Genomic DNA, 17925 nt, shown 5'->3' on the forward strand with positions numbered 1-17925 from the left:
TGGCTGGAGCATGATTGCCCGGCAACGGCAAAAACAAGGGGCTGAAGGGAGCCGACGGTGGAAAAGGAAATTTCGCTGGCACAAGGGAAAAAATGACGCACAACAAATAATTCTTCGGCAGCCAACTCCAGAAAACGGGCGGGGACAGAGCAGGCCGGCAAGGACAAAGATGCAAAACAGTAACTTCGGCTTGTAGCAAACAGCCAAGCACACCGCTGGCCTGCTTGCTATGCAGCGCGGTTACCACAGTTGCAGCACGCCTTCCGACCAGCCCCATCCATGGAGAACCCAAGCATGCGCCATCAGACTGTCGGTGAAGTCATCGTCGAAACCCTGCAACAAGCCGGGGTGAAAAACTGCTACGGCATTGTCGGTGACACCCTCAATCACATTACCGATGCCATCCGCGGCAGCAAGATCAAATGGGTGCATGTGCGTCACGAAGAGGTCGCCGCCATGGCCGCCGGGGCGGAAAGCTATATGACCGGTGGGCTGAGTGCCTGCGCCGGCAGCTGCGGTCCGGGCAGCCTGCATACCATCAACGGCCTGCTGGAAGCACACCGCAATCGTGCCCCCGTCGTGATGATTGCCACTCAGGTGGCACTGACCGAGCTGGGTATGGAGTTTCCGCAGGAGGTGGATCTGGCCGCCATCTTCAAAAGCTGCAGCCATTTCTGCGCCACGCTCTATCATCCCTCGCAAGCCAGGCGCCTCACCGCACAGGCGGCGCAGGCCGCCATCAACCTGCGCGGCGTGGCCGTGCTGATCGTGCCGGGCGACCTTGCCGGCCAGCATGTGCCACCCGGCCTGCCCTTCTCTACCCATCATCCGCAGCCGGTCTGTACCCCATCCGATAGCGAGCTGGACCAGATGGCCGAGCTGTTGCTGTCTTCCGAGCGGCTGGCACTGTATTGCGGATCCGGCTGCGCCGATGCCCATGACGAAATCGTGGAACTGGCGCGCCGGCTCAAAGCCCCGGTGGCGCACACCAGCCGGGCCAAGGATTTCATCGAACCGGACAACCCTTTCAATGTGGGCATGACCGGCATGCTAGGCATCGAATCGGGCTATCACGCCACGCAGGAGTGCGACACGCTGTTGCTGCTGGGGGCGGATTTTGCCTGGACATCGTTCTACCCGCACCGCGCCACCATCGTGCAGGTGGACAATCAAGCCACCCACCTGGGGCGGCGTCATCCGGTGAAGCTGGGTGCGGTCGGCGACATCCGCACCACCTTGCAAAAACTGCTGCCGCGTCTGCCGGAACGGCACGATGACAACTTCCTGCAGGAGTGCCAGAAGCTGCATCAGAAATCACTGCACTGGCTGGCGGAACAAGAAAAACCGGGGCACAACGGCCTGATTCACCCGCAATACCTGGTGAAACTGATTGATGAAATGGCGGCGGAGGATGCCTTTCTGGTGGGCGATTCCGGCACCGCCATGGTCTGGCTGCTGCGCCACACCACCGCCAATGGCAAGCGCCGTACGCTGGCCAGCCTGATTCACGGCACCATGGCCAATGCCATGCCGGAGGCGCTGGGCATCAAGAACGCCTTCCCGCACCGCCAAGTGATTGCCATCTGCGGTGATGGCGGGCTGTCCATGCTGATGGGGGATTTGCTCACCATTGTGCAAGAGGGGCTGGACATCAAGATCGTCATCCTCAACAACAGTGCGCTGGACTTTGTCGAGATTGAACAAAAAGTGGAAGGCCTGATGAACAGCTTTACCGACCTGCGCAACCCGGACTGGGTCAAGCTGGCCGAGGCGGTCGGCTTCAAGGGCCTGCGCGTGGAGCATGCCGACCAGCTGCCAGAGGCCGTGGTGCAATGGCTGGCCGAGCCCGGCCCGATGCTGCTGGACGTCAAGGTGAACCAGTACGAGCTGATCATGCCACCCACCGTCACCACGGAAGAAGTGCTGCACACCGCCCTGTATTCGGCCAAGGCCATCTTGTCCGGCCATGGCGGCGAGGTAGTAGAGCTGATCGAAAGCAATTTCCTGCGCCGTTAAGACCTCCTCTCCGGCATGCCTGGGTAATACGCAGGCAACAAAAAACCGCCACCCTCGGGTGACGGTTTTCCTGCCGGCAGGCTGGAGGCCGGATCAGCCGCTATTACGCAAACCAGCCGACGTACCGTTGATGGTGAGGTGAATGGCGTACAGGGCCTCGGCATCATCCGGATTGGCACGCAGGCGCTGCAGCAGGTCGGCCTGCAGCAGGTTGAGCGCATCCAGATACGGCAGGCGGGTTTCCAGGCTGCGGTGCAAGGTGGGGTTTTGTTCCAGCAGGCTGGTCTGGCCACTGATGGCAAAGAAAGCATCGTGGGTCTTCTGCCATTCCGCCTCAATCTGGCCAAACAGCTTGTCAGCCAGTGCCCGGTCCGACACCAGCGCGGCAAAACGGCGCGCAATGCCCAGGTCGGCCTTGGCCAGCACCTGTTCCATATTGGACAGAATCACCTGGAAGAAGGGCGATGTGCGATACAAGCCTTGCAGACGGGCCAGGCCTTCGTCGCCATGGCGGGCAATGAAACCGGCCACAGCCGAGCCGAAACCGAACCAGCCGGGCAGCATCACCCGCGATTGCGACCAGGAGAACACCCAGGGAATGGCGCGCAGGTCCTTGATGGATGCCAGGCTCTTGCGTGAAGCCGGGCGGCTGCCGATGTTGAGCTTGGCAATGGCATTGATCGGCGTGGCTTCCAGGAAGTACTGCATGAAGCCTTCGGTTTCCACCAGCTGGCGATAGGCCTTGAACGCGGCTTCGGACAGCTCGTCAAACACCGGACCATCGGCCTCACAGCTGGGGTGGGTGGTGAGGCTGGCTTCCAGCGTGGCGGCCACCAGCGCTTCCAGGTTGCGGGTGCCGATGTCGGGGTCGGAATACTTGGAGGCAATCACCTCGCCCTGCTCGGTAATGCGGATGCGCCCGGCCACACTGCCCGCCGGCTGCGCCATGATGGCCTCGAAGGACGGGCCACCGCCACGGCCCACCGAGCCGCCACGGCCGTGGAACAGACGCAGTTTGACCCCGGCCTTGTCAAAGCTCTGCACCAGACGCTGTTCCGCCTTGTACAGCTCCCACTGGCTGGTGAGATAGCCGCCGTCCTTGTTGCTGTCGGAATAACCCAGCATCACTTCTTGCAGCATGCCGCGGCTCTTGAGCAGCAACTGGTACCACGGCAGCGCAAACAGCGTGTCCATGATGTCGGTGGCAGCCACCAGGTCGGCAATGGTTTCGAACAGCGGCACCACGTTGATGGTGGATACCGGCAGGCCGTTTTCCAGCCGGATCAGGCCGGTTTCCTTCAGGATCAGCGCCAGCGCCAGGATGTCGCTGACCGAAGCGCAGTTGGAAATGATGCTCTGGCTGATGGCCTCGGTGCCGAACTGCTGCTGGATCAGCGCGGCTTCGCGGAAGATGGCCAGCTCTTTTTCGGTATCGGCGCTGTACTGCTGATACGGCGAGTACAGCAGGCGCGGGGTGGCCAGTTCGCGCAGCAATACGCGGATGCGCGCGGCCTCGTCCAGCGCCGGGTAATGTTCCAGTCCGGCACTGGAAAACAGCTCGCTCACCACCGCTTCGTGCATGCCGGCAAACTGACGCAGGTCCACCGGCATCAGGAAGAAGCCGAACACTTCCACCGCGCGGCGCAGGCGTGCCAGACGGCCATCGGCCAGCAAGTCGCTGCCATGGGCAATCAGCGAATCCGCCACGATGGCAAGATCGGCCTGGAAGGCGGCGGTATCACGATAAGCTTCGGCCACCGGCCAGCGGCCACGCACCGCCAGCCCCAGCTCGGCAGCCTTGCCCAGCAAACGGGCTTCAATGGTGGCCAGCGCACGGCGATAGGGTTCCTGCTCGCGGCTTTCCTTGTTGTCCGGGGTCTGGTCGGACAGGGCCAGCAAGGCCGGGCTCACGCTGACATGGCGCTCGGACAAGGACAGTTCGCGGTACAGCGATGCCAGCTCGGACAGGTAGTGCTCGAAGGCCTGGGTGGCTTGCAGGGTGAAGGCATGGCGCAACACGGTGGCGTTAACGTTGGGGTTGCCGTCACGGTCGCCACCAATCCAGCTGCCCACGCGGATGAAGGGCGGCAGGGTAGGCGTTTGCCCCCAGGCGGCGGTCACTTCCTTGCCCAGACGGTCGTACAGCCGCGGCAGGGCGGAGAAGAAGGTCATCGGGTGGTAGGCCACGCCGTTTTTGATTTCATCTTCCACCGACAGCTTGAAATGGCGGATTTCCGAGGTCTGCCACAGCGACAGGATCACCCGCTTGAGCTTGCCATCCAGTTCGGTTTCCTCTTCCGGCGTAATGTCGGGCGAGCCGAGCTGGCTGAGGAATTTGCGCACCGCACGGTGGCCGTCCAGCACGCTCTGGCGCTGCACTTCGGTGGGGTGGGCGGTAAGGATGGCGCCGACATAGGCGTCCTGCAGGGTGTCGGACAGCTGGGCAAAGCTGACACCTTCTTCTTTCAGCCGTGCCAGCGCACGGTTCAGGCTGCCTTGCTGCGGGCGCGAGCCGGCAATCTGGTGGGCGCGACGACGACGGGTGTGGTGCAGGTCTTCCGCAATATTGAACAACTGCGCATACAGGCCACAAGCGCGCACCAGGGCAGTGGTGGCCTTGGGCGACAGGGTATCCGGCAGCGGCAATGCGCGCTGCTCCGGGGTACGTGCCGCAATGGCCTTTACCTCCTGATATACCTGCGGTCCTTCCTGGGCATGCAACACTTCGCCCAAGAGGCGGTCCAGCCGCGCCAGGTCGGCACGTAGGGGAAGATCCTTGTCCAGCTCCGTCATGTCCTGTTTCCTTTGTCGAATCGTCTGGCCGACTTATCCGTTTGCGGTGGGTGTAGTACCGGAATCGCACAGACGACCTGTTTTTGATGGAAATGCAACCCGTTCAAGGCAGGCAAGTGCCTGGCTTCAACAGACTGCCGAGCAACCATCATAGGCAGCATTACAGCTGTAGTGTGTTCATTACCGAATTTTCCTGAATTTTTTCGCACATTTTGTGCACAACAGCAACGCGGGTTCACCCTTGCCTGCAACTGCCACCGACAAATGGTTTTTCCTTGATCCCACTCCAGGCATAGCCATGACTGCATGCTAGAATCGGGCGAAAATTCATCGTCAGGACCGCAATTCATGGACAAGATCGTCATCGCCAGCCGCGAAAGCCGCCTGGCCATGTGGCAGGCCGAACACATCCAGGCCCGTCTGCAAGCGCTGTACCCGCACCTCACCGTCGAGATTCTGGGCATGACCACCCAGGGCGACCAGATTCTGGACAAGACCCTGTCCAAGATCGGCGGCAAGGGCCTGTTCGTGAAAGAGCTGGAAGTTGCCCTGGCCGAAGGCCGTGCCGACCTCGCCGTACACTCCATCAAGGACGTGCCGATGGTGCTGCCGGAGGGCTTTGCCCTGGCCGCCATCTGCGAACGCGAAGACCCGCGCGATGCCTTTGTCTCCAACACGTTTTCCAGCCTTGCCGAACTACCGGCGGGTGCCGTGGTGGGCACCTCCAGCCTGCGCCGCGAATCACAACTGCGCGCCCGCTATCCGCAACTGGTGATCAAACCGCTGCGCGGCAATGTGCAAACCCGCTTGCGCAAGCTGGACGAAGGCGAGTACGACGCCATCATTCTGGCCGCCGCCGGACTCAAACGCTTGGAACTACACGACCGGATTCGCGCAGAACTCGCCCCGTCCGAAAGCCTGCCGGCCGCCGGACAAGGTGCGCTGGGCATTGAAATCCGCGCCGACCGTGCCGACATGCTGGCCCTGTTGCAACCCTTGAACCACCCGGACACCCACGCCTGTGTCAGCGCAGAACGTGCACTGGCCCGCGAACTGGGCGGCAGTTGCCAGGTGCCGCTGGGCGCCTTTGCCACCCTGAGCGATGACGTGCTCACTCTGGGCGGATTTGTTGCTCATCCGGATGGCTCGGTCATGCTGACCGCCACCGCCAGTGCGCCGCGCCAGTATGCCGACTCGCTGGGTCGCGCCGTGGCCAAGCGCCTGCTGGACGATGGTGCCAAGCCGCTGATCGACGCCGTGCTGAAAGACCAGGCATGACAGCAGCCGGCCACCGCATCCTGGTGGCCAGGCCGGCTGCGCAAAGCAGCCGGCTGTTGCAAAGCTTGGCTGATGCCGGCTGGCAGGGGCAGCCCTTTCCGGTGATGGATATCCAGCCTCTTCCTGATGCGCTGGCACACTTGCCACAACAAGCCGCACTGGCGGACTGGCTGTTTTTTGTCAGCCCCAGCGCCATCGACATCGCCTGGCCGGTACTGCAACAACAAGCTCTCAACGCCCGACTGGCTTGCGTGGGCCAGGCCAGTGCACGCCGCCTGGCCAGGCTCAGCGGGCAGGACATCCTGTTTCCCACCGCCGGCAGTGATAGCGAAGCCTTGCTGGCCCTGCCCCAGCTGGCCGATGTCAGCGGCCAGCACTGGCTGATCGTGCGTGGCCTTGGCGGTCGCGCCCTGCTGGCCGACACCCTGCGCGCACGCGGGGCCAGCGTCACCCTGGCCGAGGTCTACCAGCGGGTGGACGGCACGCCGGACTGGGGCTTGCTGGATAATGACCCGCCCGACGCCATGGTGATCACTTCCAGCGAAATGGTGGAGCAATTGTTCAGACTGGCTGGTCCGGCAAGAGCCGTGACGTTACAATGCCTTTTGTATTGCGTACCGCACCCGCGCATTGCCGAACGATTGCAGGCACTGGGCGCGACACGCATCGTGACAACCCGGGCCGATGACGAAGCGCTCGTCAACGGCCTCAGAGAATGGTTCTGCCGTCACTCATGAGCGAAACCCAGACTGTCGACACCCCCCGTCCCGCCCGCAAGAAACAGCTGAACCTGGCACTGCTGGTGGCACTGGCCGCCCTTGGCCTGTCAGGCTACCAGCTGTACAGCACCCAGCAGGAGCTGACTGCCGCCCGCCAGGAGCTGGCCGGCCGCCTTGCCGAAGGCAATGGTGCCTCCAAGGAGCTGCGCGGCCTGACCGAACAGGCCCTGACGGCGGCCCGCGCCACCGACGCCAAGCTGGCGGTGCTGGAAACCCGCGTCAACGAATCCGCCGGACAATATGCCACGCTGAACGGCATGTACCAGGAGCTGACCAAAAACCGCTCCGACTGGCTGTTGTCCGAGGTGGAACACACCCTCGCCATTGCCAGCCAACAGCTGCAACTGGCCGGCAATGTCCCGGCTGCCATCTCCGCCCTGCAAATGGTGGATGCACGCCTGTCCAAGTTCGACCAGCCGCAGTTGATCGCCGTCAAAAAAGCGGTGGCCACCGACCTGGAAAAACTCAAGGCCCTGCCCGTTCTCGACAGCGTCGGCCTTACCGTGAAGCTGGACCGGCTGATGCTGTCCAGCAGCGGCATGCCGCTGGCAGTGGATGCCCATCGCCTGCAAGACAAGCAAACCACCAAGCGCGTGGCGGACACCGCCCCCTTCTGGGAACGCCTGGTGGCCGATATCAGCCAGAGCCTGGGCGAACTGGTACACATCCGCCGCATGGACAAGCCCGAGGCCCTGCTGTTGTCGCCCGAACAGTCCTTCTTCCTGCGTGAAAACCTGAAAATGCGCCTGCTGGATGCGCGTCTGGCGCTACTGCAGCGTGACGGCACCACCTTCACTGCCGATATCAGCGCCGCCCAGGACTATGTGCAGCGCTATTTCGATGGTGCTGCCCCGGCTACCCGCCAATGGCTGGCCACCTTGCAGGAACTCAAGGCCGCACCGCTGTCTGTCACCCTGCCCGACCTCAACGCCAGCCTGAAGGCGGTTCGTGACGCCCAAGGCAACAAGGGAGACTGAGCGGTGAAATTCGTCATCTGGATTACCGGCCTGTTTGCGCTGGCCGTACTGGTGGGGCTGGCCTCCACCCTGAATACCGGCTACGCCATCCTGTTCCTGCCGCCGTGGCGCATGGAAGTGTCATTCAACCTGCTGCTGCTGGGCATCGTGGCCCTGATCGTGCTGGCCTATGCCGTCATGCGCGTCATCAGTATCACCGCCGGGCTGCCAGCCGAAGTAAAGCGCTTCCAGCGCCAGAAAAAGCTGAAAGCTGCCCGCCACGCCCTGCGCGAAGCGGGGATCGCCTTTTTTGAAGGCCGCTTCCAGAAAGCCGAACGTGAAGCGCTCAAGGCCATGGAGGACGAGTACGCGGCAGAAAACCGTGCGCTGGCCCTGCTGCTGGCCGCCCGCTCTGCCGGCGCTACCGGCGATCTGGACAAGCGCGATCAGTACTTGCAACAGCTGGATGCCCTGCCGGAACGCCTGCAACTGGCCCGCCACATGCTGGACGCCGAGCTGAAGCTGGAAGCCAAGGACGCACTGGGCGCACTGGCAGCCATCGAACGCGCCCGTGCCCTGTCGCCCAATCTCACCAACGCCCTGCGCCTGGAACTGAAAGTACGCTTGCTGCAACGCCAGCCTGATGCCGTATTGGCGCTGACCGAAAAACTGCTCAAGGCCGAAGCACTGGAACCCTCGCAAGCGCGCCGTTATCGCCTGGCGGCTTACAGCCAGCAACTGACCGGTTTTGTCGGCAGCCGCGAAGTACGCGACTGGCTGCGCCGCATTCCGGAGGCCGAACGCCGCAACCCGGTGCTGGTGAGCGAGATCGTCAGTCGGCTGATTGCACTGGAAGACTTCGACTATGCCGCCACCCTGCTGGCCGAAGCACTGGCAGACGAAGATCAGGCCACGCCGGAACTGGCGCGCGAACTAGGCCAGTTGGCAGAACGCCTGTCGCCGGAAAAACGTCTGGAGCTGATGCGCAGTGCAGAAGGCTGGCTGAAAACCCGTCCGCGCGACTACATGCTGCTGCTGGCGCTGGGCCGTCTGGCAATGAACCAGCAACTATGGGGCAAGGCGCAGAGCTATCTGGAAGCCAGCAACTCTATCGAGCCCACCCTGTGTGCCAATGCCGAGCTGGCGCGTTTATTCGAAGCCACCGGCAAGGAAGAACAGGCCGCGCAACATTATCACCGCAGCCTGGAACTGGCCCTGGCCAAGGGCGATTGACGCCCGCTCTCTCTCACAAAAAAGCCCGCAAACGCGGGCTTTTTTCTTGTTATCAGGCCACATGCTTACAGCCTGGAGCGCGTAATGGTTTCGCTGAACACCACCCGCTCAAGAACAGTCCGTACACGTGATGCATCTGCCGGCGGGTTTTTCACCGCCTCATAACGCAGCTTCAGGTAGTAAGCCGTATCCGGCTGCGGCTTGAAGCCTACGATTTCGCCATAGAACAGCTGCCAGGGCTGGTTTTCACTGCTGCGCACCTGCAGGCATTGCATCTGCCCGGCACCCGCGCTGCAATTCTTGCGCACGCTGCTGACATACAGATACTGCGGCTGCTCCACCGCAGCCACCGGCTTGCTGACAACCGGGGCTGGCTGGCGAGTAAAGCGGTATTCCCCGCGGCTACCGTTCAGCACCAGCTCACCTGTTTTGCTATCCACTTTGTTGGTGAAGGGCTGGGACAAAAAGTCCAGATAAGCCTGCTCGGTCTGCATCATCGCCGGAGCACACATCATGCGGGCACTGGCCAACACCAGCTTGCCGGCCGCATTGTGCTGGCCGCTAAAGCGGTTGCAACCGGCAAAGCCACTTACCCGGCCATCCCGCACCGACAGGGTAGGTAGTGGTGTGGCTACATTGGGGGATGCCAGTTGCCAGTCGCCAGCAGGCAGATCAGCCTGTGCCCAGGCCAGTGCAGACAGCAGCACAGCCAGAAGTAGCGTGGTGTGACGGAACATTGCAGTCTCCTTTAATTAACAAATACTAATATAAGAAGGCAATACGATGGCCAAAGTTCCCGATCAGCATGTGCGGATTGGCGTGGGCCGGTTTTGCCAGCCATGGAAAACCCGCTGCCAGCAAGCCAGGCCACACACGAAAAACCCCGCCGGGACGGCGGGGTTGCACGAGATGACACAGTGGGTGGCAGTGCTTAATGCACCACACCCTTCACCAGGTCTTCCACCACTTTCTTGGCATCGCCAAACACCATCATGGTCTTGTCCATGTAGAACAGCTCGTTGTCGAGGCCGGCATAGCCCACGCTCATCGAACGCTTAACCACGATCACGGTACGCGCCTTGTGCGCTTCCAGAATCGGCATGCCGTAGATGGGGCTGGACTTATCCTTCTGCGCGGCCGGGTTCACCACATCGTTGGCACCAATCACCAGCACCACGTCGGTATTGTTGAAGTCAGAGTTGATCTCTTCCATCTCCAGTACCTGTTCGTACGGCACTTCGGCTTCCGCCAGCAGCACGTTCATATGGCCCGGCATACGGCCAGCCACCGGGTGAATGGCGTAGCGTACGGTGACGCCCTTCTCGTGCAGCAACTCGGCAAACTCCTGCAAGGCATGCTGGGCGCGCGATACCGCCAGGCCATAACCCGGTACGATCACCACGCTGTCGGCATTGCTCATCAGGAAGGCTGCGTCTTCAGCGGAACCGGACTTGTAGTTCTTCGGGCCGCTATCACCAGCCGGGCCGGCACCACCCGACTCCGCACCAAAACCACCCAGCAACACCGAGACGATAGAACGGTTCATCGCCTTGCACATGATGTAGGACAGGATGGCACCGGACGAACCCACGCAGGCACCAGCAATGATCAGCACCGGGTTGTTAAGCGTGAAGCCGATACCCGCTGCCGCCCAGCCAGAGTAGGAGTTGAGCATGGACACCACCACCGGCATGTCGGCACCACCGATGGGGATGATCAGCGTCACACCCAGCACCAGCGCAATGGCCACCATCGCCAGGAAGGCCGCATGGCTGTCGGTGACGAAGTAGGCAATGCCGAAGCCCACCATGGCCAGCGCCAGCACCAGATTCAGCAGATGCTGACCACTGAAGTTGACGGCCTTGGAGCCAAAGCGGCCGGACAGCTTGCCATAGGCAATCACCGAGGCGGTGAAGGTAATGGCACCAATAAACGCGCCAATGAACAGTTCCACCTTCTGCACCGGGGTGTGTTCCACACCGCTATGGAAAATGGCAGCCACGGCAATCAGCACCGCGGACAGGCCCACCAGCGAGTGCATGGCGGCCACCAGCTCCGGCATGCCGGTCATTTCTACCGTTTTGGCCTTCCAGCCGCCAATCACGGCACCGGCCACAATGGCCGCGGCAATCAGCCCCAGCACCGGCTTGTCCATGATGATGAAGGTGGTGCCCACGGCAATGATCATGCCGATGATGCCGAACTTGTTGCCGCGCAGCGCCGTCACCGGGCTGGACAGCCCCTTGAGCGCCAGGATGAACAGCACGGCCGCCACCAGATAAAGTACTGCAGAAATATTAGCCATGGTTCTTCCTTACTTTTTCTTCTTCTTGAACATGTCCAGCATGCGCTGGGTGACCATGAAGCCGCCGAAGATGTTGATACTGGCCAGGAAGATGCCGATGGTACCCAGCACCGAGGTGAGGGTGATTTCGGAACCGTTGATGTCCACCACCTGCAGCATGGCGCCGACGATGATGATGCCGGAAATGGCATTGGTCACCGCCATCAGCGGGGTATGCAGCGCCGGGGTGACGTTCCATACCACGTGGTAGCCGACAAACACGGCCAGCACGAAGACGGTAAGGCTGGCGATAAAGGGATCGACCATCTTTGTTCTCCTTAGTTGGCCGCCGGGAAACGCACCTGGCCGTCGTGGGTCACCAGGGTGGCCGCCAGCAGGTCGTCTTCCAGATTGAGGGTGAAACCTTCCTTGCTCAGCATCAGCGACAGGAAGGTCAGCAGGTTCTTGGCATACAGGCTGGAGGCATCCGCCGCCAGTTCGCCCGGCAGGTTGAACTGGCCCACCACGGTGACGTGGTTGTCAGTCACCACCACTTCACCGGGCTGGGTGCGTTCACAGTTGCCACCGGCTTCCGCGGCGATATCGATGATCACCGAGCCCGGCTTCATTGCGGCCACGATGTCGGCGCTGATCAGCGTCGGGGCCTTCTTGCCCGGAATCAGCGCGGTGGTGATGATGATGTCGGCGGCGCGGGCGTGCTTGCTCACCAGTTCGGCCTGACGACGTTTGTAGTCGTCCGACATTTCCTTGGCGTACACACCATCGCTGGCGGCTTTTTCTTCAGCGCTCATCGGCACTTCGATGAACTTGCCGCCCAGCGATTCCACCTGCTCCTTGGTGGAAGGACGCACGTCGGTGGCTTCCACCACCGCACCCAGCCGCTTGGCGGTGGCAATGGCCTGCAAGCCGGCCACACCAACGCCCATGATCAGCACCTTGGCCGGTTTAACCGTACCGGCAGCCGTCATCAACATGGGCATGAAGCGCGGGTAGTAATGGGTGGCCAGCAGCACCGCCTTGTAACCGGCGATGTTGTTCTGGCTGGACAGCACGTCCATGCTCTGCGCGCGTGTGGTACGCGGCAGCAGCTCCATGGCAAAGGCGGATACCTTGCGCGCTGCCAGTTGCGGGAAGGTGCTGTTCTGGTACGGGGCCAGCTGGCCGATCAGCACCGCGCCGGTTTTCAGCTCGGCAATGCCGGCTTCGTCCAGCGGACGCACGGTCAGCACGATATCGGCCTGGGACAGCGCCTGGGCACGATCCGGGGCAATGCTGGCCCCGACATCAACGTAAGCCGCATCGGGAGCGGCGGCAAACTGCCCGGCTCCCTGCTCGACCACCACGGCGTGACCCATGGCAACCAGCTTTTTCACCGTTTCCGGCGTTGCGGCCACGCGTTTTTCACCAGCCAGCTTTTCAGCCGGAATAGCGATCTGCATGGTGTGAATCTCCTGCAATGTGAAATGACAAAAACAAAAAATAAAGATAGTGAACGCCCGTGCGAGGCAATTTTCGAACGAGCGTTTGAATTATATTAAAACCATGAATGTTGATTTTGCGCAATGTTTTTACACAATTGCGACATTTGCCTACCATATACCGTCTGACAATCTGGTCAACACGGCAGGGTCTCCAGGCAGGATCACTGCAAAACAGGAGCAGGTACCGGCAGGGCGTCAGCATCACCATCTCCCGCCCTGCACCATCCGCCAGCCAGTTGGCAGACCGATATAAGTACAGGCAAGAGCAGTGCCGAGCATGGGAAAGCACCTCGTCGGAAGACACTAACGGTTCGCCAGCCAGCTTGTAAAGCAGGGTTAACCATTAACACCAAGGTGCTGTAAACAAAAATGAATTATCCGTGTAAGCAAAGGAGGATGCCAGGTGACAACCGGCTTATCGTGCATTGCACCATTGTGCAAAGCCGCTTGTCAGCTACCGCCAGAACAGCCTCGGCAGGCGACATGGGCGGACTTGGGGATCCACACACCCCGCCAAATATAAGAATATTATGAATTTCAATGCAGATAAAATGACAATCCCGCTGACCGTGATAGCCCGAGCAGCATCACGGTCAGCGGGAAAATATAGATGTGAAACTGCCGCATAAAAGCGACAGCTAGCGTACTCAAGCGTAATACACAACGATACCCAGCAATAGCAGTAGCGCATCCAGCAGCAACAGGTGCAGAGCTGAACACTCGCGCTGTAACAGCCGCCCCAGTCCGACCAGGCCAGCCAGCTGCAACAAGACAAAGCCCCACAGCAGAAGAGGAGACAGCGCATCGCTCTGCCACAAAAAGGCTGCTGCAACGACAGTCTGCAATACAAACTGCCAGAGTGCCGTCAGCATGGCCACACGTGTCAGCAGTGGGTTGTAACGCTTTCGTGCACGCTGCAAATCAAATGCAGGGCTGTTATCGCCAAGGCCATATGGCAACCAGCCCGGTGCCTTGAACCACACCTTCAATTTGTCCTGCCAGCGCGGTGCACGCCGTGCCAACTGCCACAATGGTGCATAGCCGGAGGCTACTGCCCACAGTGGGTTCCAGCTGTTAAGCGGTGTGCGGGTGCCGTACACCGGGGCTTCATCCTCTTCGATGAAGGTGCCGAACAAGCGGTCCCAGATGATGAGCATTCCTCCGTAATTCTTGTCCAGATACTGGTCGTTCACCGCATGATGCACCCGGTGGTTGGATGGCGAGGAAAACACCTTGTCGAACCAGCCCAGCTTGCCGATATGCTCGGTATGAATCCAGAACTGATACAGCAGCACGATCAGCCCGGCCAAGGCAAACTGGGCCGGCGGCACCCCCAGCAAGGCCATGGGCAGATAGAACGGCCAGCCCAGAAACGCCACCGTGCTTTCCTGCCGCAAGGCGGTGGATAGATTGAAATGCTGGCTCTGGTGATGCACGGCATGTGCCGCCCAGAATACCGCGCTTTCATGGCCGACACGGTGCAGCCAGTAATCACAGAAGTCGAACATCACGATGGCCAGCAGCCAGCCCCATGGCGTTGCCCACAGCGCAACATGTGGAAGCAGGGCAAGATGTCGCCACACCAGCGCATACAGGCCGATCTGGAACAACATGCTGACACTGGCCACCAGCTGGCTGAGCAAACCCTGGCTCAGGCTGGCCAGCGCGTCACTCAGGCGATAGGTATTGCGGCCAATGGCCAGGCCGTAGCCGATTTCCACCAGCATCAGCAGCAGGAAAACCGGGAAGGCGTATACGGTGATTTGTTCCATCAGACTTGATCCGCAAGACATGGCAAAACGGCAGGAGAAGTGCCAGTACCCAACGGTACAGCAAAGCCAGGCGGAAGATTGTTGGAATTTTGTTGCGCCAAGCGCCAAGCTGCTGGCAGCCTGGCCGGGAGAAGCGGCTGGCAGGTGTTACTTGCCGATGCAGAAGCGGCTGAAGATGACCCCCAGCAGGTCGTCCGGGGTGAACTGGCCGGTAATTTCCGACAGCGCGTTCTGTGCCAATCGCAGCTCTTCGGCGAAGATTTCCACCATTTCCCAGTCGGTATGCGCCAGCTCCATATGCTCGGCAGCACGGCGGATGGCATCCAGATGACGCTCGCGCGCCAGGAACACGCCTTCGCTGGCACCGCTATAGCCAATCAGCTCCAGCAGCCGCGCTTTCAGCAGGTCAACACCGGCATGGGTGCGGGCGGACAGGCGCAGCACGCTGCGGCCATCTTCTTCAGCCATGCCGATGCTTTCGCCGCTCAGATCGGCCTTGTTGTAGATGAACAGGCGCGGCAACTGCGGCGGGATGCGCTCCAGAATGGCTTCCACTTCGGCGGTCACGCCTTCGCGGCTGTCCACCAGCACCAGCGCCACATCGGCGCGCTCCACCGCCTGCCAGGTGCGTTCGATGCCGATCTTCTCCACCACGTCATCGGTATCGCGCAGGCCGGCGGTGTCGATGATATGCACCGGCACACCGTCGATGACGATTTCCTCGCGCACGGTATCACGGGTGGTGCCGGCAATATCGGTGACGATGGCGATATCGTCCCCTGCCAGCGCATTCATCAGGCTGGATTTGCCCACATTGGGCTGACCCACCAGTACCACGTGCATGCCTTCGCGCAGGATGGCACCTTGCCGTGCGGTGGCCTGCACCTGTTGCAGGCGCTGACGCAGGGTTTGCAGCTTGCCCAGTGCATCGGCCTGCTTGAGGAAGTCGATTTCCTCTTCCGGAAAGTCCAGCGTGGCTTCCACCAGCATGCGCAGGGTGATCAGCTCATCCACCAGCACGTGGATTTCATTGGAGAACGCGCCTTTCAGCGATTTGAGCGCGCTGCGGGCAGCGGTTTCGCTGGAAGCATCAATCAGGTCGGCCACGCTTTCGGCCTGGGCCAGGTCCATCTTGTCGTTGAGGAAGGCGCGCTTGGAGAATTCGCCCGGCTCGGCCAGCCGTGCACCCAGCTGCAGGCAGCGGGTCAGCAGCATGTTGAGCACCACCGGCCCGCCATGACCTTGCAGCTCCAGCACGTCCTCGCCGGTAAAGCTGTTCGGGCCGGGGAAGTACAGCAGCAGGCCGTTGTCGATAGCCTCGCCATCTGCCGCGTAGAAATCGGTATACGTCGCGTAGCGCGGCTTGGGTTGCTTGCCGCCGCTCAGTGCCGCAGCAAAGGGCAGCAGCTCACGCCCGGAAACGCGGATGACGCCCACGCCACCGCGACCGGGAGCGGTGGCAATGGCACAGATGGTGACGGGAGCGTAAGCGGTATGCATGGCGGTTTCCTTGCTGCTGACAGGCTGGCCGAAGCAGCCGCTGCACCGGTGGCGACAGCTGCTTGGGTCAGCTTGCGCTGATTTTTTACTGTATCAGGAAAAAAGCCCGGCCTTTATCCGGCCGGGCTTTCTGGAACACTACTGTCCAATTCAGGACTGCAGGGCTACTTTCTTGCTGTTTTCAATACTCTTGTTGATATACCACTGCTGGGCAATCGACAGGATATTGTTGACTGCGTAGTACAGCACCAGACCAGCCGGGAAGAAGAAGAACATGGCCGAGAAGGCAACCGGCATGATCTTCATCATCTTCGCCTGCATCGGGTCGGTCGGCGGCGGGTTCAGGAAGGTTTGCAGGAACATGGTGGCAGCCATGATTACCGGCAACACATAGAACGGGTCCGGACGGGCCAGGTCGGTGTACCACAGAATCCACGGAGCCTGACGCAGCTCAACCGAAGCCAGCAGCGCCCAGTACAGGCCGATGAACACCGGAATCTGGATCAGCATGGGCAGACAGCCACCCAGCGGATTCACCTTCTCGCTCTTGTACATTTCCATCACGGCCTGCTGGAACTTCATGCGGTCGTCGCCGTATTGTTCCTTCATGCGTTCCAGACGCGGTGCCAGGGCCTTCATCTTGGCCATGGAGCGGTAGGACGCAGCGGTCAGCGGATAGAAGATGGCCTTCACGGTGAGGGTGAGCAGCACGATGGCCCAGCCCCAGTTCTGTACCAGACCGTGCAGCTTGGTCAGCAGCCAGAACAGCGGGGAAGCAAAGATGTGTACCCAGCCGTAGTCCTTGGAGTATTCCAGGCCGTCGGCAATCTTGGTCAGTACGCTGTAGTCTTCCGGGCCGGCATACAGCGGCACGGTGATGGAAGCAGTCTGGCCCGGATTGATGGTTTTCAGGTCAACCGTAGCGGCAGCAGAATACAGGCCGTTGTTGTCCTTCAGCTCGAAGTGGCAGGACTTGTCGTCCTTGCACACGCTGGCAGCATCCAGCGGCTTCAGGATCCAGGCGGTCATGAAGTAGTGCTGCAGCATGCCCACCCAGCCATCGGTGGCGTTCTTGGTGTAATCGCCCTTGCCTTTGGCCAGGTCTTCGAAGGAAACCTTCTGGAACTTGTTGTCAGCGGTGTAAACAGCCGGGCCGGTAAAGGTGTGGGCAAAGCGGCCTTCGCCTTCCGGGGCCTGGCTATCACGCAGGAGACGATAATAGGCAGTCGGGGCAAGCGGCGTGCTGCCACCGTTGGTGATATCGAAGCGTACCGCGATATCGTAGCTACCCTTCTTGAAGGTATAGGTTTTCACCACCTGCACGCCATTGGCGGCCGGGGCGGTCAGCTTGACCTGCAGGCTGTCGCCGCTCAGGGTGTAGCTGGACTGCGTAGCAGTGTAAACCGTCTTGTGGGTGGGCAGGGCCGGATTGCTGGCAGCCACCAGGCCGGTCTGGGCCACGTACACGCGACCATTCTTGTCGGTGAGCAGCTCGAACGGCTTTTTGGCGTCCGTGGCGGAGTCGTGCTTCAGCAAATCCAGCTGACGCAGGTCACCACCTACGGTATCGATTTCGGCCTTGAGCACATCGGTGGTCACACGAATGCGCTGGCCAGCGATGAGCTTGGCTGCCTCAACAGGCTGGGCGCTGGCGGTATGGCTTGCCGGTGCGTCCGGCTGCGAAGCCGTTTGTGTCTGTGCCACCTGCTGCGGGGCAGGCTTGGGCGCAAAGTACTCCTGCCACAGCAGGAGGATGCCCATGGACAGAACGATGAAGATTATGAGTCGCTTGGAATCCATCTCTACGATACC

13 protein-coding genes are annotated in these 17925 nt (G+C 61.0%); 5 read left to right on the forward strand and 8 right to left on the reverse strand.

Annotated elements, in window-relative coordinates; translation table 11 throughout:
- The first annotated feature begins 294 nt into the window (after nucleotides 1-294).
- Complete coding sequence (locus GSR16_RS19620) at nucleotides 295-2016, forward strand: thiamine pyrophosphate-dependent enzyme (RefSeq protein WP_159880358.1); 1722 nt, start codon at nucleotides 295-297, stop codon at nucleotides 2014-2016.
- A 93-nt stretch (nucleotides 2017-2109) separates the two neighbouring features.
- Here the strand turns inward: GSR16_RS19620 and ppc are convergent, their stop codons facing one another.
- Nucleotides 2110-4809 carry a phosphoenolpyruvate carboxylase gene (gene ppc, locus GSR16_RS19625; protein ID WP_159880360.1) on the reverse strand — a complete coding sequence of 900 codons (2700 nt, stop codon included), beginning with the start codon at nucleotides 4807-4809 and terminating at the stop codon, nucleotides 2110-2112.
- Between the two features lie 348 nt (nucleotides 4810-5157).
- On the opposite strand from ppc, the gene hemC reads away from it, so the two are divergent.
- From hemC to GSR16_RS19645, 4 genes are read left to right on the forward strand one after another with little or no spacing between them, the layout of a single operon-like run.
- Nucleotides 5158-6087 (forward strand): hydroxymethylbilane synthase, encoded by a 930-nt coding sequence (hemC, locus tag GSR16_RS19630; protein ID WP_159880362.1) that lies wholly within the window; start codon nucleotides 5158-5160, stop codon nucleotides 6085-6087.
- A complete protein-coding gene (locus GSR16_RS19635) occupies nucleotides 6084-6824 on the forward strand; it encodes a uroporphyrinogen-III synthase (protein WP_159880364.1) in 741 nt (246 codons plus the stop codon). The genes hemC and GSR16_RS19635 overlap by 4 nt, the downstream gene beginning before the upstream one ends.
- A complete protein-coding gene (locus tag GSR16_RS19640) occupies nucleotides 6821-7843 on the forward strand; it encodes a uroporphyrinogen-III C-methyltransferase (protein ID WP_159880366.1) in 1023 nt (340 codons plus the stop codon). Before GSR16_RS19635 ends, GSR16_RS19640 begins: the two co-directional genes overlap by 4 nt.
- 3 nt (nucleotides 7844-7846) lie before the next feature.
- Complete coding sequence (locus tag GSR16_RS19645) at nucleotides 7847-9055, forward strand: heme biosynthesis HemY N-terminal domain-containing protein (protein ID WP_159880368.1); 1209 nt, start codon at nucleotides 7847-7849, stop codon at nucleotides 9053-9055.
- Between the two features lie 65 nt (nucleotides 9056-9120).
- Here the strand turns inward: GSR16_RS19645 and GSR16_RS19650 are convergent, their stop codons facing one another.
- The 7 genes from GSR16_RS19650 to yidC all read right to left on the reverse strand — a co-directional run bounded on the left by GSR16_RS19650 (nucleotide 9121) and on the right by yidC (nucleotide 17913).
- The gene (locus tag GSR16_RS19650; protein WP_159880370.1) at nucleotides 9121-9792 is read right to left on the reverse strand and encodes an META and DUF4377 domain-containing protein; all 672 of its coding nucleotides are present in this window, start codon (nucleotides 9790-9792) and stop codon (nucleotides 9121-9123) included.
- A gap of 194 nt (nucleotides 9793-9986) precedes the next feature.
- On the reverse strand, nucleotides 9987-11360 hold the full coding sequence (locus GSR16_RS19655; RefSeq protein ID WP_159880372.1) for an NAD(P)(+) transhydrogenase (Re/Si-specific) subunit beta: 1374 nt from the start codon (nucleotides 11358-11360) through the stop codon (nucleotides 9987-9989).
- 9 nt (nucleotides 11361-11369) lie between these two features.
- Nucleotides 11370-11666: a proton-translocating transhydrogenase family protein gene (locus GSR16_RS19660; protein ID WP_045848133.1), complete on the reverse strand. Its 297-nt coding sequence runs from the start codon at nucleotides 11664-11666 to the stop codon at nucleotides 11370-11372.
- Nucleotides 11667-11677: 11 nt separating this feature from the next.
- A complete protein-coding gene (locus GSR16_RS19665) occupies nucleotides 11678-12799 on the reverse strand; it encodes a Re/Si-specific NAD(P)(+) transhydrogenase subunit alpha (RefSeq protein WP_159880374.1) in 1122 nt (373 codons plus the stop codon).
- Between the two features lie 689 nt (nucleotides 12800-13488).
- Nucleotides 13489-14613 carry a sterol desaturase family protein gene (locus tag GSR16_RS19670; protein ID WP_159880376.1) on the reverse strand — a complete coding sequence of 375 codons (1125 nt, stop codon included), beginning with the start codon at nucleotides 14611-14613 and terminating at the stop codon, nucleotides 13489-13491.
- A gap of 147 nt (nucleotides 14614-14760) precedes the next feature.
- Nucleotides 14761-16113: a tRNA uridine-5-carboxymethylaminomethyl(34) synthesis GTPase MnmE gene (gene mnmE / locus GSR16_RS19675; RefSeq protein WP_159880378.1), complete on the reverse strand. Its 1353-nt coding sequence runs from the start codon at nucleotides 16111-16113 to the stop codon at nucleotides 14761-14763.
- A gap of 150 nt (nucleotides 16114-16263) precedes the next feature.
- Entirely contained in the window at nucleotides 16264-17913 is a 1650-nt protein-coding gene (yidC, locus tag GSR16_RS19680; protein ID WP_159880380.1) for a membrane protein insertase YidC, read from the reverse strand.
- Nucleotides 17914-17925: the final 12 nt, after the last annotated feature.

The organism is Aquitalea denitrificans, from assembly GCF_009856625.1.
Taxonomy (GTDB): domain Bacteria; phylum Pseudomonadota; class Gammaproteobacteria; order Burkholderiales; family Chromobacteriaceae; genus Aquitalea; species Aquitalea denitrificans.